The sequence below is a fragment of the Microbacterium sp. ZW T5_56 genome (genome assembly GCF_044987425.1).
GTDB lineage: Bacteria > Actinomycetota > Actinomycetes > Actinomycetales > Microbacteriaceae > Microbacterium.
Map to the genome: position 1 here is coordinate 1 of NZ_JBJDRI010000047.1, position 21,517 is coordinate 21,517.

Here is a 21,517-nt window from a genome sequence, read left to right on the forward strand (position 1 = left end):
GAAGGGGGAGGCGAGGGCGAGGGGGTAGCCGATGAACGCGATCACATCGATCAGGGTGTGCGCGATCACGAGGGGCAGCACACGCTTCCACCGGAGATACAGCCACCCGAAGACGAGGCCCATCAGGATGTTGCCGACCATCGGACCCTCACCCTGATACGAGTGATACGCACCGCGGATGAGTGCGGACACGACGATCGTCGCGACCGGTCCCACTCCGAGCCGACGGAAGCGGTCGAACAGCCAGCCGATCATGATCACCTCCTCCATCACGCCGGAGCGGAGCGCTGACAGCACGAGGGTTCCGATGCTCCACCACGCCAGGGTCGACTCCGACGCCTGCACCGCAACGGTCACGCCGAACAGTCGGCCCAGAAGATAGAGGCCGATCCCGGGAATGCCGATCACGACGACGAACAAGGCGCCGCGTGCCAGATCACTCCCGAAGCGCGTGAAGTCCATGCCCATGGCACGCAGCGCGTTGCGCCCCGGCTCCCACAGCAGGTACACGACGAGGCCGACCAGCATGAGGTCGAAGAAGACGTCGAGGCAGTTGTAGATGATGTCCCACACCGGCACCGTGTCCAACGTCGGATTGAGTTGCGTGCTCTGCTGCGACAGCGGAGTCTCCGACAGCCGCCGGCGAACGAGGCGCAGCAGGGAATAGACGGCGGAGGCGCCGAAGGTGGCACTCAGGACGAGGACCACCTCCCACCTGAGGCGCGCGCGAGTGTAGGAGGGGTTCGGCTCGACAGCTGTCACCTCACGATGCTACGACCGCCAGGACTCAGAACAGCCGTGCTCTTCTGAGCGGCCGGCGACCCGCCCATTGCTCATTGTGCGCGCGATGCCGCTCGATGAGCGGCCCTGCCCGAGATCCGTGCCTGTGATGGCGGCTTTCGGCAGGCTCGGCAAGCCCGGACGGGCACCTGAGTGGAACCTGGATGCTGTGCGATGTGATCGTTGCAGGACGGAGTCACCCCCAGAAATGCGCATCGGAACCACAGAAAACTTGCGCACTTTGCCAACGAGCTGGGGAGTTGACATCGGCCTGCCTCATATGGCACTTATCACATCGCGCAACGCGGCGGGGCTGGGGTAAAAGATCTGTAACGGTTGTGCGGTGGACTTTGCTCAGATCCCTGGCGGAACCTAAAGTTGCCCTAACCCATTGCGCGTCACCGTTGATGTTGCGTGGTTACTTCACCCAATGCACAGGAGGACAAGTGAAGCGCACAAAGATTGCCGTATCCGGCATCGCGCTGCTGAGTGTTGCCGCACTCACGCTGGCTGGATGCTCGTCGAATGACGCTGGCACGGACACCCCGAGCTCTGGATCGAGCGCTGATGGTGGTGCCAGCACCGGCGACATGATCATCAAGACGAACGGTTCTGAGCCCCAGAACACGCTCATCCCGGCCAACACGAACGAGGTCGGCGGTGGAAAGATCCTCGACTCGCTCTTCGCTGGTCTCGAGTACTACGACGCCGACGGCAAGCCGGTCCTCGACATGGCTCAGGAGATCAAGCAGGACGACGCTCAGAACCTGACCGTCACCCTGAAGAAGGGCCAGAAGTTCTCCGACGGCACCGAGGTCAAGGCCGACAACTTCATCAAGGCCTGGAACGACGGCGCGAAGTTCTCCAACGGCTACACGTCGTCGTACTTCTTCGAGGACATCGAGGGTTACGACGGCACCGCCGACTCCGAGCTCACCGGCCTCGTGAAGGTGGACGACTACACGTTCACCATCAAGCTGAACAAGCCTGCTTCGGACTTCGCTCTGCGTCTCGGCTACTCGGCCTTCTACCCGCTCCCGGACGTTGCATTCGAGGACATGGCGAAGTTCGCTGAGGCGCCCATCGGCAACGGCCCGTACAAGCTGGCCGGCGACGACGCGTGGCAGCACGACGTCTCGATCTCGCTCGTCAAGAACGACACCTACGAGGGTGGCCGCGCGGCGAAGAACGACGGTCTCGACATCGTCTTCTACCAGACCGCTGACGCCGCGTACTCCGACCTGCTCGGTGGCAACGTCGACGTGATCGACCAGATCCCGGGCAGCTCGTTCGCGACGTTCGAGAGCGAGCTCGGTGACCGTGCGGTCAACCAGCCGGCCGCTGTCTTCCAGTCCTTCACCATCCCGAGCCGCCTCGAGCACTTCTCGGGCGAAGAGGGCAAGCTGCGTCGTGCAGCCATCTCGATGGCGATCGACCGCGCGGAGATCACCAAGACGATCTTCAACGGCACCCGCACTCCGGCTGACGACTTCACGTCGCCCGTCATCGCGGACCGCCCGACGGACCTGGCCGGTGCCGACGTTCTGGAGTTCAACGCCACCAAGGCGAAGGAGCTGTGGGCCCAGGCCGACGCCATCTCGCCGTGGAGCGGCACGTTCCAGATCGGCTACAACGGTGACTCCAGCCACGGCGAGTGGGTCGACGCTGTCAGCAACCAGCTGAAGAACAACCTCGGCATCGAGGCTTCGGGCAACGCCGTTCCGACGTTCGCCGACTTCCGCAAGCAGGTCACCGACCGCTCCATCCAGACCGCGTTCCGTACCGGTTGGCAGGCGGACTACCCGGGTGTCTACAACTTCCTGGGCCCGCTCTACTCCTCCAGCGCCGCTGACGGCAAGGGCTCCAACGACGGTGACTACAAGTCGCCCGAGTTCGACGCCGCGCTGACCGCCGCGATCTCCGAGACCGACGCTGCCAAGACGAAGGACGGCTTCAAGAAGGCCGAAGAGATCCTCCTCGCCGACCTGCCGGCCATCCCGCTCTGGTACTCCAACGTGACCGGTGGCTACGCCGACGGCGTTGAGAACGTCCAGTTCGGCTGGAACTCGGTTCCGCTCTTCTACGAGATCACCAAGTAATACCGACTGATCTCCTCCCGCGAGGCGGTGACGAACGTCACCGCCTCGCGGCCTGTTCATAAACCCTCGCGTTTTCACAAGAAACGCGACACCATGCTCGTAGCACGCGGATCGCGCGATGCGAGCTGTCATTTTGGAGGGAGAGCGGATGGTCGGTTACATCATCAAACGCTTCCTGCAGGTGATCCCTGTTTTCTTCGGGGCAACCCTGCTCATCTACTTCATGGTCTTCTCCATGCCGGGTGACCCGATCGCGGCCCTGTTCGGCCAGCGCGTCCCCAACCCGGCACAACTGGCGGAGATCAGGGCGCGGTATCACCTGGACGACCCGTTCATCGTTCAGTACTGGTACTACGTCACCGGTGTATTCACCGGAAACCTGGGCAAGACCTACTCCGGCCAGGATGTGGCCGTGGTCCTGGGCCGGACTCTTCCGGTCACCGCGCGCCTCGCGGTCCTCGCCATCGGGCTCGAGTTCGTCCTGGCTGTCGTGATCGGTACGATCTCGGCGCTGACCAAGGGCAAGTTCCTCGATATCTCCTCGCTGGTCGTCAGCCTGCTGTTCCTCGCCATGCCGATCTTCGTGATCGCGTTCCTGGCGCAGTACTTCCTGGCGATCCAATGGGGCTGGTTCAAACCAACCGTTCCACAACAGGCCGGCTGGGGTGATCTCTGGTTGCCGGCCATTGTGCTCGGCGTCAGCATGTACGCAACCAGCATGCGCCTGATGCGCGGCTCGGTGATCGACACCCTCAACCAGGACTGGGTCCGCACCGCATACAGCAAGGGTCTCTCGCGCTCGCGCGTGCTTCCCGTGCACGTGCTGCGTAACTCGCTGATTCCCGTGGTGACCAACTCGGCCACCAACTTCGGTGTGCTCCTCGTCGGCGCCACCGTCACGGAGGGAATCTTCAACGTCCCCGGCGTGGGAAACCAGCTCTTCAAGGCAGTGCAGCTGCAGGAGGGGACGACCATCGTCTCCTTCGTGACGGTGTTCGTGATCCTCTATGTGCTCGTGAACCTCGTCGTGGACCTGCTGTACGTCGTGCTCGACCCAAGGATCCGTTATGCCAAGTGATGAGATGACGCCGCCGGACGCGTCGATGAACCTCCGGGACATGACTTCGATGGACCCGTCGCAGGTGCCCGCCGAAGTCGCCCCCGTCACACGGGGAGCGGATCACTACGTAGCCGAAGTGCTGACGGACACCATCTCGGTGGACGAGGTTCGCGTCGGCGAGAAGCGCTCCAACCTGTGGCTCGACGCCTGGAGAGACCTCCGTCGTCGCCCGCTCTTCTGGATCTCGCTGCTCGTCGTGCTGGTCATCCTCGTGATGGCCCTTTTCCCGAACCTGTTCACGAGCGTCGCGCCCAACAACGGCTGCGAGCTCGGCAACAGCAACAAGGGCCCGGCTGACGGTCACTGGCTCGGCTTCACCCGGCAGGGATGTGACATCTGGGCACGCATCGTCTTCGGTGCACAGACCTCGCTGTCGGTCGGTCTGCTGGCAACGCTCATCGGTTCCGTCATCGGTCTGATCTTCGGCGCTTTCGCCGGCTTCTACGGTGGTTGGCTGGACTCGCTGCTCTCGCGTGTTGGCGACATCTTCTTCGCCATCCCCTACATCCTCGCGGCGATCGTCGTGATGAGCGTTCTCTCACAGCACCGCAACGCCCTCATCATGGCTGTCGCGATCGGTGGGTTCGCCTGGGCGAGCACGGCACGTGTGGTGCGAGCCGAAGTGATGCGGGTGCGGCAGCTGGATTACGTGATGGCCTCCACGGCTTTGGGCATGTCCCGGTTCCGCACGATGCTGGCGCACGTGATCCCGAACGCGATCGCACCGCTGATCGTGGTCACCACCATCAGCCTCGCAGGCGCGATCGTCGCCGAGGCGACGCTGTCGTTCCTGGGTCTCGGACTCGGTTCGGAGACCATGAGCTGGGGCCTGGACATCAGCCAGGCGCAGGCGAGCATCAAGGTGGCGCCCATGGCGCTGATCTACCCGTCGATCGCGCTGACGATCACGGTGCTCGCATTCATCATGCTCGGTGAGCTGATCCGTGATGCCCTCGACCCGAGGGCGAGGGCGCAGCGATGACCGTGACGGAAGGGACCAGCTCGGTGAACAACACCCCGCTGCTGTCGGTTCGGGATCTGAAGATCACGTTCGGCACGAAGAAGGCCACACGAGAGGTCGTGCACGGCGTCAGCTTCGACATCTTGCCTGGCGAGACCGTCGCCATCGTGGGAGAGTCGGGCTCGGGAAAGTCGACGACCGCCTCGGCGATCATCAACCTGCTGCCCGGCACGGGCCGGGTCACCGGAGGATCCATCACGCTGGACGGTCGTGAGCTCACCACGCTCACCCGTCCGCAGATGGAGGCGCTGCGCGGCAAGGAGATCGGATATGTCCCGCAGGACCCGATGTCCAACCTCAACCCGGTGTGGAGCATCGGCTTCCAGGTGGCTGAGGCCGTCCGTGCGAACAGCGACGGACTGAGCCGCGCGCAGGTCAAGGCGCGCACCATCGAGGTGCTGAAGCAGGCAGGTCTTGCCGATGCGGAGCGTCGGCTGGGCCAGTTCCCGCACCAGTTCTCCGGTGGTATGCGCCAGCGCGCGCTGATCGGAATCGGCTTGGCCGCCGATCCGCGCCTGCTGATCGCGGATGAGCCCACCTCTGCGCTCGACGTGACCGTGCAGCGTGTGATCCTCGATCACATGGCCTCGCTCACGCGTGAGAAGGGCACCTCGGTGCTGCTGATCACGCACGACCTGGGTCTCGCCGCCGAGCGCGCCGAGAAGATCATCGTGATGAACCAGGGCAGCATCGTGGAGTCCGGTCCCAGTCGCGAGATCCTGCAGCACCCGCGTCACCCGTACACGCAGCGTCTCGTTGCCGCCGCGCCCTCACTGGCGTCGAAGCGGATCGAGATCGCGGTGCGCGAGTCGGGCGAGGAGCCGCGTCCGGTGACGGGGCTGCTCGACACCCCGACGGTTCGCGTGGAGGGCCTGACGAAGGACTACCGCATCCGGCAGGGCACGTTCGGCAGTGTGCCGTTCCGTGCTGTCGACAACGTCTCCTTCGGCATCCCGCGGGGCAAGACGCTGGCGCTGGTGGGGGAGTCCGGTTCGGGCAAGTCAACGGTCGCGAAGATGGTCCTCAAGCTCGAGGCTCCCACAGCCGGCCGCATCGAGGTCGACGGCAAGGACGTCTCGAAGCTGGATCGTGCCGGCACGTTGGCGCTGCGTCGGCGGATGCAGCCCGTGTTCCAGGACCCGTACAGCTCGCTGGACCCGCTGCGCAGCATCGGATCGCTGATCGAGGAGCCGATGCGCATTCACGGCGTCGGAACGTCGGCGGAACGTGACGCGCGCGTGCGCGAACTCCTCGATCAGGTGGCGCTGCCGCAGAGTCTGGCCGAGCGCTACCCGAACGAGCTGTCGGGTGGTCAGCGTCAGCGCGTGGCGATCGCTCGAGCGTTGGCCCTCAAGCCCGACATCGTCGTGTTGGATGAGGCGGTCTCCGCTCTCGACGTGCTCGTTCAGGACCAGATCCTGCAACTGCTCGCGCAGCTGCAGGACGAACTGGGTCTGACCTACCTCTTCATCACCCACGACCTGGCGGTGGTGCGCGTTGCCGCCGACCTGGTGTGCGTCATGGAGAAGGGTGTGGCCGTCGAGCAGGGAACGGTGGACGAGATCTTCGCCAACCCGCAGCAGGAGTACACGCAGCGTCTTCTCGCTGCCATCCCCGGTGCTGACATCGAGCTCGGCATCAACTGACTCGTCGGTGCAGAAGGGCGTCCCGCGTGTGCGGGGCGCCCTTTCGGCGTCGCACGCACCTGCCCGGGTAGCATGCTGGAGTGAGCTCCGCACCCGATTCCCGTTCCGTCGTCCGTTCCACCTCCGGTGTCATCGCGACGGTCGTGACGGCCGCACTCGGGCTCTTTTTGCTCGGTGATGCCGTGCTCCGCGCGGGATGGGCCCTGACGATGTCGTGGGCGCCGTGGGTGCTACTCGTGATCTGGGCGATCTACGTTTCGATGGCCGCGTCGACGGTGGCGGTGACCGAGCGCGGAGCCGAGGTTCAGAACCTGCTCCGCCGTTATCGGCTGCCCTGGGGGAGCGTGACCGACATCTACATGAAGTACCAGGTCACGATCGAGGCGGGAACCCGCAGGGTCGCCTGCTGGGCCGGTCCTTCCGCCAGCCGTCCTCCTCGGGTGCGCAACGGCGTGAGCGGCGTGCCGCGATCGCTGCGCCTCAAGGAGAGCCTCGAAGAGGTGTGGGAGTCGCGCCGGCACGAGAGTGGCGCTCAGGGCGCCGTCGAGGCCGGCTGGGACTGGCTGCTGATCGGTGTCGGCGGCGTGCTGGCGGTCTGGGCTGTGGGGACTCTTCTCTTCTGATCTCGCCTGCGAGTACGCTTCGGCGCAGGCGTCGCTCCTGACAGAATCATGAGAAACGCCGGTCAGTTCTCTGGGCATTCCGGCGTGCAAAATGTTACGTTCGGGTGATCGGCAGTAGTCGGGATGTTGAATTCCCGTGCCCGCGGCTCATCCATGTGGGTCCAGTGGTGCCCGAGTCCACTCGAGAAAGTGTGCAGGAAAGCGAAATGACCTCATGACTGCCGAAGCAGGTCTGCGCCGGTGATCTGGTACATCCTCAGGCGCCTGGTCAACTACACGATCCTCACCGTGGTGGCATCGTCGTTGGCGTACGTCCTCGCAAGCCTCGGACTGAACCCCGCGCAGAAGTTCCAGCAGCGAAACCCTCCCGTGCCGCCCGAGGTCATCGCCTCGAACCTGGACCGGCTGGGCGTCAACCCGGAGGTGCCGCTGCTGCAGCGCCTCGGTAACTGGCTGGTAGGAATCATCACCCGTGGTGACTTCGGTCTGACCGCCGGATACCAGCCCGTGATCGAGCAGATCGGAGCGCGAGCCGGCGTGAGCCTGCAGCTGCTGCTCGTCGGGTCCGTCCTCGGCGCGGTTCTCGGCGTGGTGCTGGGCGTGTGGGGAGCGGTCCGGCAGTACCAGCTGAGCGATCGCATCGTCACCGTCGCGTCGTACATCATCTTCGCGCTGCCCACCATCGTGATGGCGATCCTGCTGATGATCCTCGCGACGTGGTTCAACCAGGCCGTCGGCACGCAGGTCATCCGCTTCACGGGTCAGTATTCGCCCGGCATCCCGAACGAGTTCTGGCCACAGTTCGCCGACCGCGTGGTGCACCTGCTCCTCCCGACGCTGGTCCTGGTCCTCGGTTCCGCCGCGTCCTACAGCCGTTACCAGCGCAGCGCGATGCTGGACGTGCTCGGCGCCGACTACATCCGCACCGCGCGCGCGAAGGGACGCACGCGCGGCTCCGCTCTGGTTCGTCACGGTGTGCGCGTCGCTCTGATTCCGATGTCGACGTTCTTCGCGTACAGCTTCGGAACGCTGGTTGCCGGATCCACCATGCTCGAGCTGATGTTCGGCTGGCATGGCATGGGAGAGATGAACATCCAGGCCATCCGCCAGAACGACATCAACTCCGTTGCCGGCGCGACTGTCTTCGTCGCCGTGCTCATCCTGTTCTCGTCGACGCTCTCGGAGATCCTCTATGCGGCGCTCGACCCGAGAGTGAGGCGCTGATATGGCGATGTCCGCGAAGAATCTCACCGACCTCGAGGAACTTCCTCTGGCGGCAGAGCAACGTGCACCGCGGCCGCAGTCGCGCGGCCGGGTGATCTGGAAGCGACTCCGGGGGTCCATGCAGTTCTGGATCGGCGGGGGCGTTGTCGTCGCGATCGTACTGTGGGCGCTCATCGGCCCGCTGCTGTGGCCGATCGACCACGTCACCCGTGACTATCTGGCGCTGAACCAGGGTCCGAGCGCCGCGCATCCCTTCGGCACCGACACCCTGGGCTATGACGTCTACGCCCGAGTCATGGCGGGTCTGCGGATATCCCTGATCGTCGGCTTCGTCGCGGGTCCGGTTGCCACGCTGATCGCCGGGTTCCTCGGCGCGATCGCGGGCTACCTCGGCGGCTGGTCCGACAAGGTGATCGCCTGGTTCATCGACCTGCTGCTGGTGCTGCCGGCGTTCTTCATCATGGTGCTGCTGTACCCGTTCTTCAGCAAGGCCGGCTGGATCATGATGACCTTCTTCTTCGCCCTGACCGGGTGGATGATCATGGCGCAGGTGATCCGTTCCCAGACGCGCTCGCTGCGCGAGCGTGAGTTCGTGAAAGCAGCGCGCTACATGGGCTTCGGAACGTTCTCCGTCGTTCGCCGTCACATCGTCCCCAACGTCGCTTCGCTGCTGATCATCGACGCGACGCTGGGCGTCGGCGCGATGATCCTCGGTGAGACGAGCCTGAGCTTCTTCGGCTTCGGTGTCCAGGCTCCCGATGTGTCGCTGGGTACGCTCATCGCCGATGGCAACACCGCTGCGGCGACCCGCCCCTGGCTGTTCGCTTTCCCGGCGGGCATCCTCGTCCTTCTCCTGCTCGGCCTCAGCCTCCTGGGCGACGCGCTGCGCGACGCCATCGATCCCACCTCGGGGGTGAACCGTGGTTGACACCCTGTCTGCTGCTGCATCCGAACAGTCACCGAATCGCGCGGGCCGACCGCTGCTGGAAGTCAAGAACCTCTCGGTGACCTTCCCGCAACGCGGGGGGAACGCGGTGCGAGCAGTGCGTGATGTCAGCTACGAGATCCACGAGGGCGAGTTCCTCGGGATCGTGGGTGAGTCGGGTTCGGGCAAGTCCGTGTCTTCGCTCGCGGTGATGGGACTTCTCCCCGACAGCGCGAAGATTGAGGGCGAGATCCTCTTCCAGGGCCGGAATCTGCTGGCCCTGGACGACAAGCAGTACTCGAAGGTGCGCGGCAGCGAGCTGGCGATCATCTTCCAGGACCCGCTGTCCGCGCTCACCCCCGTGTACACGGTGGGCGACCAGATCGCCGAGGCACTGCAGCTCCATGACCGATCGCTGAGTCGCCAAGCGGCGGCGGTGCGAGCGGTCGAGTTGCTGAAGATCGTAGGAATCCCCGATCCCGACCGCCGCGCACGGGCGTTCCCGCATGAGTTCTCCGGCGGCATGCGTCAGCGCGCGATGATCGCCATCGCGATCGCCAACAACCCGCGGCTGATCATCGCCGACGAGCCGACCACGGCTCTTGACGTGACGATCCAGGCTCAGATTCTCGAGGTGCTGGAGGAGGCCAAGCGGATCACGGGCGCCGCGGTGTCCCTGATCACGCATGACCTGGGTGTGGTGGCGGGTCACGCCGATCGCGTCGCCGTCATGTACGCGGGCAAGCTGGTGGAGACCGCTCCCGTGGACACGCTCTTCGCGCGTCCGCAGATGCCGTACACGGTGGGCCTGCTGCGCTCCGTGCCGAACATTCGCACGGCGGGCACCGATCGGCTCGTTCCCCTGGAAGGCCGACCACCGTCGCTCGCCGCGCTTCCGACCGGGTGCCCGTTCGCCCCGCGCTGCCCCGCCGCCATCGACAAGTGCCGAACGGTGGAGCCGGAGCTGGTCACCGCTGTCGACGACCCGACCCATGCGGTCGCGTGCCACCGATCCGATGAGATCGCGATCGGCGTGTTGGCTCGCTCCGACATCTTCCCGCGTCCGGAACCGCTGCCCGCATCGCTGGTGGCCGAGGTGACGGAGGAGCCGATCGTGCAGGTGCGCGATCTGGTGAAGCACTTCCCGCTACGCCGCGGTGGCGTGTTCCAGCGACGCGTGGGCACCGTGAAGGCGGTAGACGGCGTCTCCTTCGACCTGCAGGCTGGCCGCGTGCTCGCGCTGGTGGGGGAGTCGGGCTGCGGCAAGACGACCACGATCCTGGAGCTCATGGAGCTGACCGCGCCGCAGAGCGGCCGGATCACCGTCGCCGGCCACGACGTCGCCAAGCTCACGCGCGCCGATCGTCGCAGCATCCGCACCGACGTGCAGATCGTCTTTCAGGACCCCGCGGCAGCTGTTGACCCGCGTCTTCCGATCGGTGAGGTCATCGCAGAGCCGCTGCTCGCGCAGGGAGTCGGACGCGATGCCCGAAATGAGCGCGTCGTCGAACTGCTGGAGCTTGTGGGGCTCGACCCCGCGATGGCGGACCGATACCCGCACGAGTTCTCCGGCGGACAGCGTCAGCGCATCGGCATCGCCCGCGCGCTGGCGACCAATCCTCGCGTGCTGGTGCTCGACGAGCCCGTGTCGGCGCTCGACGTGTCGGTGCAGGCCGGTGTCATCAACCTGCTGCAGGATCTGCGTGACAAGCTCGGCCTGTCGATGATCTTCGTCGCGCACGATCTCGCCGTGGTTCGCCAGCTGGCCGATGACGTGGGAGTGATGTATCTCGGACGCATCATCGAGTCGGGCCCCATCGCGGAGGTCTTCGACAAGCCGCAGCATCCGTACACGCAAGCGCTCATGTCGGCAGCACCGATCCCGGACCCCGCCATCGAGCGCACCCGGGAGCGCATCCTGCTGCAGGGTGACCTGCCCAGCCCCGCCGCGGAGATCGTCGGCTGCCGGTTCCGCACTCGGTGCCCGCTGTATGCGACCCTGGACGAGGAAGCGCAGGCGCGTTGCCGTGCCGAGTACCCACAGCCTCGGCAGTTCGGCTCTGCGGAAGTGGCGTGCCACTTCGTGGAGCGGAACCCATTCGTCGTCACGCCATAAGCGTGACGCCACCCCGTCGCTCGCGACGGACACCAAGAGATGAGGAACACACATGTTGAGAAAGAAAGTGTTCGCCGGTCTTGCCATCCTCAGCGTGGGGGCGCTCGCGCTCGCAGGTTGTGCAGCAGGCGACAGCGGCGGCGGTAACACCAGCACGGGCGGTGCCAGTTCGGCACCCACCACGGAAGCGCTTCCGCTCGTCGGCTACGAAGCGGTGGCATACGACGACATCGCGGACGGCGGAACCCTCAACCTGTCGGTGGGCAGCTCGCCGACCGACGAGGGCAGCTGGAACCCGAACCACGCACTGGCGGCGAACGTCGATGTGCAGAAGCTCCTGGAGCCGACCCTGGGCAACCTGGGCACGGTTGAGGAGGACGGTTCCTGGATGCCCAACCCGGACTACACGACGTCGATGGAGCTGACCAGCGAGAGCCCGCAGATCGTCACGATCAAGCTCAACGACAAGGCTGTCTTCGAGGACGGCACGCCCATCACGGCTGAGGACTGGAAGTCCACGCTCGTGGCCCAGCAGGGCGCCGAGAGCGGCTACGAGGTCGTTCCGTCGTCGATCTTCGCGGCGATCGGATCGATCGACGTGGTCAGCCCCACCGAGTTCACGGTCACCTTCCCGGAGCCCTACGCGGACTGGGGAAACCTCGCGCTGATCCCGGTGCTGCCGAAGGCGATCAACGAGAACAAGGACGACTTCAACACCGGCTACGCCGCGAAGCCCGTCCCCTCGGCCGGCCCGTACGTCATCGACAAGATTGACAACGACGCCAAGATCTACACCATGAAGCCCAACCCGAAGTGGTGGGGCCAGGCGCCCAAGCTCGAGTCGCTGACCTTCAAGGTCATCGCGCAGGAGTCCCTGCCGCAGGCCTTCGCCAACGACGAGGTCGACGCGCTGGAGATCAACACCCCCGACGCTCTTGAGACGGCACAGACCAAGGCCGGCGCCGTGGTCGAGCGTTCGGGTGGCGTCACCTGGGCGCACGTGACGTTCAACGGCACTGCTGAGCCGTTCGACGACGTCAACGTCCGCAAGGCAGTCGCGATGGCGATCGACCGCGAGACCATCGCACGTGTCGCCAACGAGCCGCTGGGCGCTCCCGCCACCGTTCAGGGACAGTGGACCTTCATGCCCGGCCAGGCTGGTTACGTCGACACGTTCGGCGAGAAGATCGGCTCCGACCTGGACAAGGCGAAGGCCCTCCTGGAGGAGTCCGGCTGGACCAACGCCGACGGTAAGTGGACCAAGGACGGCAAGACCCTGACGTTCGCGGTCACCGTCCCGGCCGGCACGCAGTCGAACATCAACCGCGCCCTCGGCGTGCAGGACTCCCTCAAGAAGCTGGACATCGAGGTCACCCTCAACGAGGTCCCGAGCGAGGACTACTTCACGAACATCGACGCCAAGGACTACCAGGCTGTGACGTTCGGATGGCAGGGCACCGTGTTCCCGATCGCTTCCGCTGAGACGCTGTACACCCCGGCGGACTCCCCGCAGAACTACCCGGGCATCACGGATGACCGTCTGGCGGACCTGTGGAAGAAGGCCAACGCAGAGCTCGACCCGGAGGCGCGCATCAAGATCGCCAACCAGATCGACGAGGTCATCGCCGACTACATGCCGAGCGTTCCGATCTACCCGTACCCCGAGGTTGTCGCGGTGGACGAGAAGGTCGCGAACTACGGCACGGCGACGTTCCAGTCCAACGACTGGACGCTGGTGGGCTACACCAAGTGACATTCGCTCACTGAATGAGCGTGGGGCGGGATCGATCACGATCCCGCCCCACGTTGCTTTCCGTCCACGCGCCGTCCACGCGCGTCCAGCCGGCTCGGATGCGGGGTGCGGTATTATTTTCTGTCTGCATCTCGCGGGCAACTCACAACACAAGGATTTCCCTTCATGGCGCACGCCCTCCGTTCTGACCTCCGTAATGTCGCGATCGTCGCTCACGTCGATCACGGCAAGACGACCCTCGTCGACGCCATGCTGCGCCAGACCGGCTCGTTCGGCGAGCACGCTCACGTCGAGGAGCGCGCGATGGACTCGAACGACCTCGAGCGCGAGAAGGGGATCACCATTCTCGCGAAGAACACCGCGATCACGTACAACGGCAAGCACAGTGACGTCCCGGTGACGATCAATGTGATCGACACCCCGGGCCACGCCGACTTCGGTGGCGAGGTCGAGCGCGGCCTGTCCATGGTCGACGGTGTCGTGCTGCTGGTCGACTCCTCGGAGGGCCCGCTGCCGCAGACCCGCTTCGTGCTGCGCAAGGCACTGGAGGCGAAGCTTCCCGTGATTCTGGCGGTCAACAAGACCGACCGTCCTGACGCTCGCATCGAGGCTGTCGAGGCTGAGGCGCAGGACCTGCTGCTGGGTCTGGCCTCCGACCTCGTGGACGACGTTCCCGACCTGGACGTGGACGCACTGCTCGACGTTCCCGTCGTGTACGCCTCCGGTCGTGCCGGTGCCGCATCGCGCAACCGCCCCGCCGATGGCAGCCTGCCCGACAATGACGACCTCGAGCCGCTGTTCGAGGCGATCCTCCAGCACATCCCGGCTCCCTCCTATGACGACGAGGCGCCGCTGCAGGCGTGGGTCACCAACCTCGACTCCAGCCCGTTCCTCGGCCGCCTCGCGCTGCTGCGAGTCTTCAACGGCACCCTGAAGAAGGGCCAGACGGTCGCCTGGGTCCGTGCCGATGGCACGACCAGCAACGCGCGTATCACCGAGCTGTTCAAGACTCGCGCCCTCGAGCGCTACCCGGCCGAGGAAGCCGGCCCCGGTGACATCGTCGCCATCGCCGGCTTCGAGGACATCACCATCGGTGAGACCATCGCCGACCCGGAGGACGTCCGTGCGCTCCCGATGATCCACGTGGATGACCCGGCCATCTCGATGACGATCGGCACCAACACCTCGCCGCTCGTCGGCAAGGTCAAGGGCCACAAGCTCACCGCCCGCATGGTGAAGGACCGCCTGGATCGCGAACTGGTCGGCAACGTCTCGCTGCGTGTCGAGGACATCGGTCGTCCGGACGCCTGGGAGGTCCAGGGCCGTGGTGAGCTCGCGCTCGCCATCCTGGTCGAGAACATGCGCCGCGAAGGCTTCGAGCTCACCGTCGGCAAGCCGCAGGTGGTCACGAAGAAGATCGATGGCAAGGTGCACGAGCCGTTCGAGCACCTGACCGTGGACGCTCCCGAGGAGTATCTCGGTGCGATCACGCAGCTCCTCGCGGCCCGCAAGGGACGCATGGAGGGCATGACCAACCACGGTACCGGCTGGGTCCGCATGGAGTTCGTTGTTCCCTCGCGCGGCCTGATCGGCTTCCGCACCGAGTTCATGACCACCACGCGCGGTACCGGCATCGCCAACGCGATCTCCCACGGCTACGAGCCCTGGGCCGGCCAGATCGTCACTCGTCAGAACGGTTCCATCGTGGCTGACCGTTCCGGCGTGGTCACCCCGTTCGCCATCATCGCCCTGCAGGAGCGCATGAGCTTCTTCGTGCAGCCGCAGGACGAGGTGTATGAGGGCATGGTCATCGGCGAGAACTCGCGCAATGACGACATGGACGTGAACATCACCAAGGAGAAGAAGCTCACCAACATGCGCTCCTCCACGGCTGACACGTTCGAGTCGATGACGCCGCCGCGCGCCCTGTCGCTGGAGGAGAGCCTGGAGTTCGCCCGCGAGGACGAGTGCGTCGAGGTCACCCCCGAGAAGGTACGCATCCGCAAGGTGAACCTGGACGCCACCGAGCGTGCACGCGCCACCGCGCGCCTGAAGAAGCAGGACGCCAACGCCTGAGGCTGATCGAACGAACCCCCGCGGTGCGCCGCGGGGGTTCGTCGTCTGCGGGCTCAGCGCAGTTCGCTGATGAGCACCGCCATCGTGCCGGGTTCCAGCGCGGTGAAGACGTGCGGCGCATCGCCGGCGTAGGTGAGATAGTCGCCGGGGTTCATGGTGACCGGAGCATCGCGGGGGCCGACGTCGGCTCTGCCCGAGATCAAGACGACGTGTTCCGTGGTGCCGCTGAGGTGCGGCCGCGAGTCACGAGTGCCGCCGGGCTCAGCCTGCAGGAGATAGATGTCGCGGCGCGAGTTCGGGGGAGCGGTCGACAGCAAGGTGGCGCTATAGGCGGCCGCCGCGGCGGGAACGCCGCGCAGCTCCGTGACACGAAGCAGAGTGGGGCCGGAGACGGGCTCGGCGACCAGCTCGGCGAAGGGCACGCCCAGTGCGTCACCGAGTGCCCACAGGGTCTCCACGTTCGGCGTTGTCGCGGCGTTCTCCAGCTGTGAGACCGTGGCCTTCGAAACGCCCGCGCGCCGCGCGAGCTCCGCAGCGGAGAAGCCACATCGTTCGCGTTCGCGGCGCAGGGCCTGCGCGATCCGGGCCCGAAGTTCATCCATGCGTTCAGTATGACAAACGTTTCTTCATTTGACTGAACGATCCCGATCGTTCAGAATGGCAATCGAGCGTTCGGTTTACTGAACGATGAGAGCGAGGGTCGGATGGAACAGGCGGAGCGAGCGGCGGTGCGCCAGGGCCTCGCGGTGTCTCTGGCTGTCAGCCTCGATGGCGTCACCTTCGGTGCGCTGGCGGTGGCTGCCGGACTCGACGTCTGGCAGGCGTGCGTGCTGAGTCTGGTGATGTTCACCGGTGGATCACAGTTCGCGTTCGTCGGCATCATCGCCTCCGGAGGTGTCGCTGCGGCTCCCGCCGGAGTGATCGCCGCGCTGCTGCTCGGATTGCGCAACACGGTGTACGCCATGCGGCTGTCGTCGATCGTCGGGCGGGGAGTGCTGCGCCGACTCGGAGCCGCTCAGCTCACCATCGACGAGAGCATCGCCGTGGCGGTCACGCAGGATGAGCCGCGCGCACAACGGGTGGGGTTCTGGGCGACGGGCATCGCGATCTTCATCGGGTGGAATGTGGCGACCCTCGCCGGCGCGCTGGTGGGCAACCTGATCGGCGACGTCCGCGACTACGGCCTGGATGCGGCGGCCGCCTGCGCGTTCCTCGCGCTGCTGTGGCCGCGGCTGCGCTCCCGGCAGGCCGTCGCGGTTGGTGTCGGCGCCGCTGTCGTGGCGACCGTCGCGACACCATTCGTGATGCCGGGAATGCAGGTGCTGCTTGCCGCCATCGTGGCGATCATCGTGGGCGTCTTCAACCTCTTCGCCGGCGGCGACACGCCCTTCTCGGGCGGAAACACCCGGGCGGTGGCTCGATGACCCTGTGGCAGGCGATCCTCCTCGCATCCATCCTGTGCGTGGTCGCCAAGATCCTCGGCTATGTGATCCCGCCGCACTGGCTGGAAAAGCCCACCCCGGCGCGCACGATGGACCTCACCACGGTCGCGCTGCTCGCCGCGCTGGTCGCCTACCTTGCGCTGCACGGTCCGGGCCAGTCGCTGCACCTCGATGCGCGACTGGCGGCGGTGGGCGTCGCTGGAGTGCTGCTCGCCGTTCGCGCGCCGTTCGTCGTCGTGGTCATCGCCGGCGCCGTGACCGCGGCGCTGCTGCGGCTGTGGGGATGGGCGAGCTGACCGAGGACTGTTCAGGCCGGGGGAGTATCATCGCGGGGTGTCCCTCTCGCGTATCGCCACCTTCGTGATGAGCTTCATCATCGGAGCTGTCTTCGGCACGGCCGGAACGATCGGATTCTCGTCCGGCGCCGATCTGCTGCACCTGGGACTGATCCTGGCGTTCGTCGGCTGCCTGGCGATCCTGATATCGCTGCGCATTCTCGCCGAGGATCGATGGGCAGCTATCGGGGGCGGCATCGGAATGTACCTCGCCGTCTTCCTCTTCTCGATGCGTGGACCCGGCGGTTCCGTGGTGGTCCCGGATACGGGGCTGTCGCAGGTGTGGCTCATCGGCGTCGGCGTCATCATCCTCATCGTCGCGGCGTGGCCCGACTTCCGTCGCATTCGCTCCGCAGCACCCGCGCGGCACGAGGAGCCCCACTCTCGCTGACGTCTGGTCTCGCCACGAGGAGAGCGTGCACGGCCGCTCTCCGTCGTGGGACGTAGACTGAGGGAGTGACGTACGTGATCGCTCTTCCCTGCGTCGATGTCAAGGATCGCGCCTGCATCGACGAGTGCCCGGTGGACTGCATCTACGAGGGCGAACGCTCCCTCTATATCCACCCCGACGAGTGTGTGGACTGCGGTGCCTGCGAGCCGGTGTGCCCGGTGGAGGCCATCTACTACGAGGATGACCTCCCCGACGAGTGGTCGGAGTACTACAAGGCCAACGTAGAGTTCTTCGACGGCATCGGCTCGCCCGGTGGTGCCGCCAAGGTGGGCGTGATCCCGAAGGATCACCCGGTCATCTCCGCGCTGCCGCCGCAGGCCGAGGCGTGAGCGTCCGCGATCTCGCGGACTATCCGTGGGATGCAGTCGCTCCGGTTCGTGAGCGTGCACTGCAGCATCTCGGCGGACTGGTCGATCTCTCGATCGGATCGCCGGTCGATGAGACACCGCGGATCATCCGCGACGCGCTCGCCGCCGCCACCGAGGCGCATTCCTACCCCCAGACCGTCGGAACGGTCGCACTTCGTGAGGCGATCGCCGATTGGTTCGCGCGGCGCCGTGGCGTCGCGTCGCTGAGCGCTGATCAGGTGCTGCCCACGGTGGGATCCAAAGAGCTCGTGGCACTACTGCCGACACTGCTCGGCCTCGGTGCTGGCGACATTGTGGTGCACCCCCGTGCCGCCTATCCGACATATAAGGTGGGTGCCGTCGTCGCCGGGGCCACCGCCGTCGCCGAGGACGACCCGGCCGCGTGGCCCGACGGTACGAAGCTCGTCTGGTTGAACTCCCCGGGTAACCCGGACGGCCGTGTTCTGACCGTAGCCGAGCTGCGCGCGGCCGTGATGCGCGCGCGCGAACTGGGCGCCGTGATCGCGGGCGACGAGTGCTATGCGGAGCTCGGGTGGGACGAGCCCTGGAACACCGAGCCGATTCCGTCGATTCTGGACCCCCGCGTCACCGGCGGCGATGTGTCGGGTGTGCTCGGGGTGTACTCGCTGAGCAAGCAGTCCAACCTCGCCGGCTATCGGGCCGCCTTCCTCGCCGGAGACGGTGACCTCGTCGCTCGCCTCACCACGGCGCGCAAGCACCTGGGCCTCATGCTGCCCGCACCCGTGCAGCAGGCGATGACCGTCGCGCTCGGTGACGACGCGCACGTCGCCGAGCAGAAGGAGCGATACCGACTGCGCCGCGAGCTGCTCAAGCCCGCGCTCGAGTCCGCGGGCTTCCGAGTGGACCGCAGCGAAGCCGGACTGTATCTCTGGGCCACGGAGGGGCGCGACGCCTGGGAGAGCATGGATCGGCTTGCCGATCTCGGCATTCTGGCCGGCCCCGGCATCTTCTACGGGCCGTTCTTCCCGCAGCACGTCCGGCTCTCCCTGACCGCCTCGGACGAGCGCATCACAGCCGCCGCCGAGCGTCTTCGCGCATCTTCGTAGACAACCTCCAGTGAGGTCCCACATCCTTTGGCGGGTGCATCAGTAGGTCCCACGGGCGACTAGGCTGTAGGGACCGGGCGTGCTCACGCGCGCCGCCGCACGGATCTTTCACGACAGGTCCGTGTCAGACCCCCGACGACCAGAAATCGCAAGGAGGCGCCGTGAACAACGCGGGAGCACAGCCTGAGAAGGCGACGCTGACGATCGGTGAGACCACGGCTGAACTGCCCACGGTGGCAGCGGTCGACGGAGCATCGAGCATCGACTTCGCCACCCTCACGAAGCAGACGGGCTACACCGCCCTCGACTACGGCTTCGTGAACACGGCGGCCACCAAGTCGGCCATCACCTACATCGACGGCGAGCAGGGCATCCTGCGCTATCGCGGATATCCGATCGAGGATCTCGCCGAGCACAGCTCCTTCCTGGAGGTGGCCTGGCTGCTGCTGTACGGCGAGCTTCCCACCGCCGACGAGCTCGGAACGTTCGACGAGAAGGTTCGTCGTCACACCCTCATCCACGAGGACCTCAAGCACTTCTTCAACGCCCTGCCGCACACGGCGCATCCGATGGCCTCGTTGTCGTCCGCCATCACGGCGCTGTCGACCTACTACGAGGGCCAGTACGACCCGCACAACCCCGAGCATGTCGAGCTCAACACCATTCGCATGCTCGCGAAGCTGCCGGTGCTGGCGGCCTACTCGCACAAGAAGAGCATCGGCCAGGCGTTCCTCTACCCGGACAACTCGCTGAGCTTCGTCGACAACTTCCTGCGGTTGAACTTCGGTGTGACCAGCGAGCCGTACGAGATCAACCCCGTGATGAGCCGCGCGCTGGAGCGCCTGCTCATCCTGCACGAAGATCACGAGCAGAACGCCTCCACCTCCACGGTGCGTCTGGTCGGCTCCACCGGTGCCAACCAGTACGCGTCCGTGTCCGCCGGCATCCACGCTCTCTCCGGCCCGCTGCACGGCGGTGCCAATGAAGCGGTGCTGAAGATGCTCGGCGAGATCCGCGATTCCGGCGAGACCGTCAAGCGGTTCGTCGAGCGGGTGAAGAACAAGGAGGACGGCGTCAAGCTCATGGGCTTCGGACACCGCGTCTACAAGAACTACGACCCGCGCGCCAAGCTGGTCAAGCAGTCCGCCGACGAGGTGCTCGCCGAGCTCGGCGTCAGCGACCCGCTGCTGGATCTCGCGAAGGAGCTCGAGGAGATCGCGCTTAACGACGAGTACTTCCAGGCACGTCGTCTGTACCCGAACGTCGATTTCTACACCGGCGTGATCTACAAGGCGATGGGCTTTCCCACGCGCATGTTCACGGTGCTCTTCGCGATCGGACGCCTTCCGGGGTGGCTGGCGCACTGGCGCGAGATGAACCTGGATCCGCAGACGAAGATCGGCCGCCCGCAGCAGCTGTACACGGGAGCAGCAGAGCGCCGCTACCCCGGAGCCTGAACACGGCCCAAGACAACGCAAGAGAGGCTGGACCGCGATGGTCCAGCCTCTCTTGTGTTGTGCGATCAGGCGTGCAGCGCCTCGTTGAGTGTGACGCCGACACCGGCGCGGGCCACGGCCTCGATGGCACCGGTGAGGGAGTTGCGGCGGTAGAGGAGTCCATCCCGGCCGGAGAGATCTGAACCCTTGACGGTGGCGGACGTGCCGCCCTCGGTCAGGACGATCTTCGAACCCGCCGTCACATACAGACCGGCCTCCACGATGCAGTCGTCGCCGAGCGAGATGCCGATGCCGGCATTGGCGCCGAGCAGCGTTCGTGAGCCGATGGATACCCGGTGCGATCCGCCGCCGGACAGCGTGCCCATGATCGATGCGCCACCGCCGATGTCGGAGCCGTCACCGACGACGACGCCCTGCGAGATGCGTCCCTCGACCATCGATGCTCCGAGCGTGCCGGCGTTGAAGTTGACGAAGCCCTCGTGCATCACCGTGGTACCGGGGGACAGGTACGCTCCCAGACGAACGCGGGACGCATCGGCGATGCGCACTCCGGCAGGGAGAACGTAGTCGGTGAGGCGCGGGAACTTGTCCAGCCCCTGCACCTGGATGCCCGAGCGCTGCAGCGCGGGGCGCAGCCGCGAGACGTCATCAGGATGCATCGGACCGGCGGACGTCCATGCCACGTTGGGCAGATGCGCGAAGATCCCGTCGAGGTTGAGCTCGTTCGGGCGCACGACCAGGTGGCTGAGCGCGTGCAGGCGCAGATAGGCATCGGTCGTGGACGTGACAGGCGTGTCGAGGTCGGCCTCCACACGAACCACCTCGAGGCGCACGCCACGCAACTCGTCGTCGTCGGCGTGGGCGTCCAGTGCCTTCGTGTCGGTGGACTCCGGCAGGCGGCCAGTGCGGATCTCGGGGAACCAGGTGTCCAGCACGGTGCCGTCCTCGCGGATCGTCGCGAGGCCGTCAGCGTTCACCCATCGTGCATCAGTCATGCCTCCACGCTAGCGGGCT

General features: G+C 65.9%; 19 protein-coding genes. 16 read left to right on the plus strand and 3 right to left on the minus strand.

The genetic code is table 11. The features are described 5' to 3' along the window. Window positions 1–762: CPBP family intramembrane glutamic endopeptidase (locus tag ACI3KU_RS17305; RefSeq protein ID WP_404923577.1), on the minus strand; the 762-nt coding region annotated here is incomplete at its 3' end. A gap of 464 nt (window positions 763–1,226) precedes the next feature. On the opposite strand from ACI3KU_RS17305, the gene ACI3KU_RS17310 reads away from it, so the two are divergent. From ACI3KU_RS17310 to typA, 10 genes are all read left to right on the plus strand, one after another. After that, the gene (locus ACI3KU_RS17310; RefSeq protein WP_404923578.1) at window positions 1,227–2,879 is read left to right on the plus strand and encodes an ABC transporter substrate-binding protein; all 1,653 of its coding nucleotides are present in this window, start codon (window positions 1,227–1,229) and stop codon (window positions 2,877–2,879) included. 148 nt (window positions 2,880–3,027) lie between these two features. Beyond that, window positions 3,028–3,957: an ABC transporter permease gene (locus tag ACI3KU_RS17315; RefSeq protein ID WP_404923602.1), complete on the plus strand. Its 930-nt coding sequence runs from the start codon at window positions 3,028–3,030 to the stop codon at window positions 3,955–3,957. Window positions 3,958–4,006: 49 nt separating this feature from the next. Further along, the gene (locus ACI3KU_RS17320) at window positions 4,007–4,981 is read left to right on the plus strand and encodes an ABC transporter permease (protein ID WP_404923603.1); all 975 of its coding nucleotides are present in this window, start codon (window positions 4,007–4,009) and stop codon (window positions 4,979–4,981) included. Beyond that, window positions 4,978–6,666 (plus strand): dipeptide ABC transporter ATP-binding protein, encoded by a 1,689-nt coding sequence (locus ACI3KU_RS17325; RefSeq protein WP_404923579.1) that lies wholly within the window; start codon window positions 4,978–4,980, stop codon window positions 6,664–6,666. The genes ACI3KU_RS17320 and ACI3KU_RS17325 overlap by 4 nt, the downstream gene beginning before the upstream one ends. 80 nt (window positions 6,667–6,746) lie before the next feature. Beyond that, complete coding sequence (locus tag ACI3KU_RS17330) at window positions 6,747–7,289, plus strand: hypothetical protein (RefSeq protein ID WP_404923580.1); 543 nt, start codon at window positions 6,747–6,749, stop codon at window positions 7,287–7,289. 240 nt (window positions 7,290–7,529) lie between these two features. After that, window positions 7,530–8,513, plus strand: a complete 984-nt coding sequence (locus ACI3KU_RS17335; RefSeq protein ID WP_404923581.1) for an ABC transporter permease — start codon at window positions 7,530–7,532, stop codon at window positions 8,511–8,513. Between the two features lie 7 nt (window positions 8,514–8,520). Continuing rightward, window positions 8,521–9,441 carry an ABC transporter permease gene (locus ACI3KU_RS17340; RefSeq protein WP_404923582.1) on the plus strand — a complete coding sequence of 307 codons (921 nt, stop codon included), beginning with the start codon at window positions 8,521–8,523 and terminating at the stop codon, window positions 9,439–9,441. Beyond that, a complete protein-coding gene (locus ACI3KU_RS17345; RefSeq protein WP_404923583.1) occupies window positions 9,434–11,554 on the plus strand; it encodes a dipeptide ABC transporter ATP-binding protein in 2,121 nt (706 codons plus the stop codon). Before ACI3KU_RS17340 ends, ACI3KU_RS17345 begins: the two co-directional genes overlap by 8 nt. A 52-nt stretch (window positions 11,555–11,606) precedes the next feature. After that, window positions 11,607–13,307 (plus strand): ABC transporter family substrate-binding protein, encoded by a 1,701-nt coding sequence (locus ACI3KU_RS17350; protein ID WP_404923584.1) that lies wholly within the window; start codon window positions 11,607–11,609, stop codon window positions 13,305–13,307. Between the two features lie 165 nt (window positions 13,308–13,472). Further along, entirely contained in the window at window positions 13,473–15,383 is a 1,911-nt protein-coding gene (gene typA / locus ACI3KU_RS17355) for a translational GTPase TypA (RefSeq protein WP_404923585.1), read from the plus strand. Window positions 15,384–15,436: 53 nt separating this feature from the next. Here the strand turns inward: typA and ACI3KU_RS17360 are convergent, their stop codons facing one another. Beyond that, complete coding sequence (locus ACI3KU_RS17360) at window positions 15,437–15,985, minus strand: helix-turn-helix domain-containing protein (protein ID WP_404923586.1); 549 nt, start codon at window positions 15,983–15,985, stop codon at window positions 15,437–15,439. 102 nt (window positions 15,986–16,087) lie between these two features. On the opposite strand from ACI3KU_RS17360, the gene ACI3KU_RS17365 reads away from it, so the two are divergent. From ACI3KU_RS17365 to ACI3KU_RS17390, 6 genes are all read left to right on the plus strand, one after another. Further along, the gene (locus ACI3KU_RS17365) at window positions 16,088–16,807 is read left to right on the plus strand and encodes an AzlC family ABC transporter permease (RefSeq protein WP_404923587.1); all 720 of its coding nucleotides are present in this window, start codon (window positions 16,088–16,090) and stop codon (window positions 16,805–16,807) included. After that, complete coding sequence (locus ACI3KU_RS17370; protein ID WP_404923588.1) at window positions 16,804–17,121, plus strand: AzlD domain-containing protein; 318 nt, start codon at window positions 16,804–16,806, stop codon at window positions 17,119–17,121. The genes ACI3KU_RS17365 and ACI3KU_RS17370 overlap by 4 nt, the downstream gene beginning before the upstream one ends. 37 nt (window positions 17,122–17,158) lie before the next feature. Continuing rightward, window positions 17,159–17,551 (plus strand): histidinol dehydrogenase, encoded by a 393-nt coding sequence (locus ACI3KU_RS17375; RefSeq protein ID WP_404923589.1) that lies wholly within the window; start codon window positions 17,159–17,161, stop codon window positions 17,549–17,551. A gap of 65 nt (window positions 17,552–17,616) precedes the next feature. Next, window positions 17,617–17,940 (plus strand): ferredoxin, encoded by a 324-nt coding sequence (fdxA, locus tag ACI3KU_RS17380; protein ID WP_404923590.1) that lies wholly within the window; start codon window positions 17,617–17,619, stop codon window positions 17,938–17,940. After that, on the plus strand, window positions 17,937–19,046 hold the full coding sequence (gene dapC / locus ACI3KU_RS17385; RefSeq protein ID WP_404923591.1) for a succinyldiaminopimelate transaminase: 1,110 nt from the start codon (window positions 17,937–17,939) through the stop codon (window positions 19,044–19,046). Before fdxA ends, dapC begins: the two co-directional genes overlap by 4 nt. A gap of 161 nt (window positions 19,047–19,207) precedes the next feature. Continuing rightward, window positions 19,208–20,503 carry a citrate synthase gene (locus ACI3KU_RS17390; RefSeq protein WP_404923592.1) on the plus strand — a complete coding sequence of 432 codons (1,296 nt, stop codon included), beginning with the start codon at window positions 19,208–19,210 and terminating at the stop codon, window positions 20,501–20,503. Window positions 20,504–20,568: 65 nt separating this feature from the next. On the opposite strand, the gene dapD is transcribed toward ACI3KU_RS17390, so the two are convergent. After that, entirely contained in the window at window positions 20,569–21,498 is a 930-nt protein-coding gene (dapD, locus tag ACI3KU_RS17395; protein WP_404923593.1) for a 2,3,4,5-tetrahydropyridine-2,6-dicarboxylate N-succinyltransferase, read from the minus strand. Between the last annotated feature and the right edge of the window lie 19 nt (window positions 21,499–21,517).

Excerpts from the sequence above, each read along its gene's own strand:
- ACI3KU_RS17320 (WP_404923603.1), top strand. The coding sequence starts at position 4,007 with ATGGACCCGTCGCAGGTGCCCGCCGAAGTCGCCCCCGTCACACGGGGA.
- ACI3KU_RS17325 (WP_404923579.1), top strand. The coding sequence starts at position 4,978 with ATGACCGTGACGGAAGGGACCAGCTCGGTGAACAACACCCCGCTGCTG.
- ACI3KU_RS17315 (WP_404923602.1), top strand. The coding sequence starts at position 3,028 with ATGGTCGGTTACATCATCAAACGCTTCCTGCAGGTGATCCCTGTTTTC.
- ACI3KU_RS17370 (WP_404923588.1), top strand. The coding sequence starts at position 16,804 with ATGACCCTGTGGCAGGCGATCCTCCTCGCATCCATCCTGTGCGTGGTC.
- ACI3KU_RS17365 (WP_404923587.1), top strand. The coding sequence starts at position 16,088 with ATGGAACAGGCGGAGCGAGCGGCGGTGCGCCAGGGCCTCGCGGTGTCT.
- ACI3KU_RS17360 (WP_404923586.1), bottom strand. The coding sequence starts at position 15,985 with ATGGATGAACTTCGGGCCCGGATCGCGCAGGCCCTGCGCCGCGAACGC.
- dapD (WP_404923593.1), bottom strand. The coding sequence starts at position 21,498 with ATGACTGATGCACGATGGGTGAACGCTGACGGCCTCGCGACGATCCGC.
- ACI3KU_RS17340 (WP_404923582.1), top strand. The coding sequence starts at position 8,521 with ATGTCCGCGAAGAATCTCACCGACCTCGAGGAACTTCCTCTGGCGGCA.
- typA (WP_404923585.1), top strand. The coding sequence starts at position 13,473 with ATGGCGCACGCCCTCCGTTCTGACCTCCGTAATGTCGCGATCGTCGCT.
- ACI3KU_RS17350 (WP_404923584.1), top strand. The coding sequence starts at position 11,607 with ATGTTGAGAAAGAAAGTGTTCGCCGGTCTTGCCATCCTCAGCGTGGGG.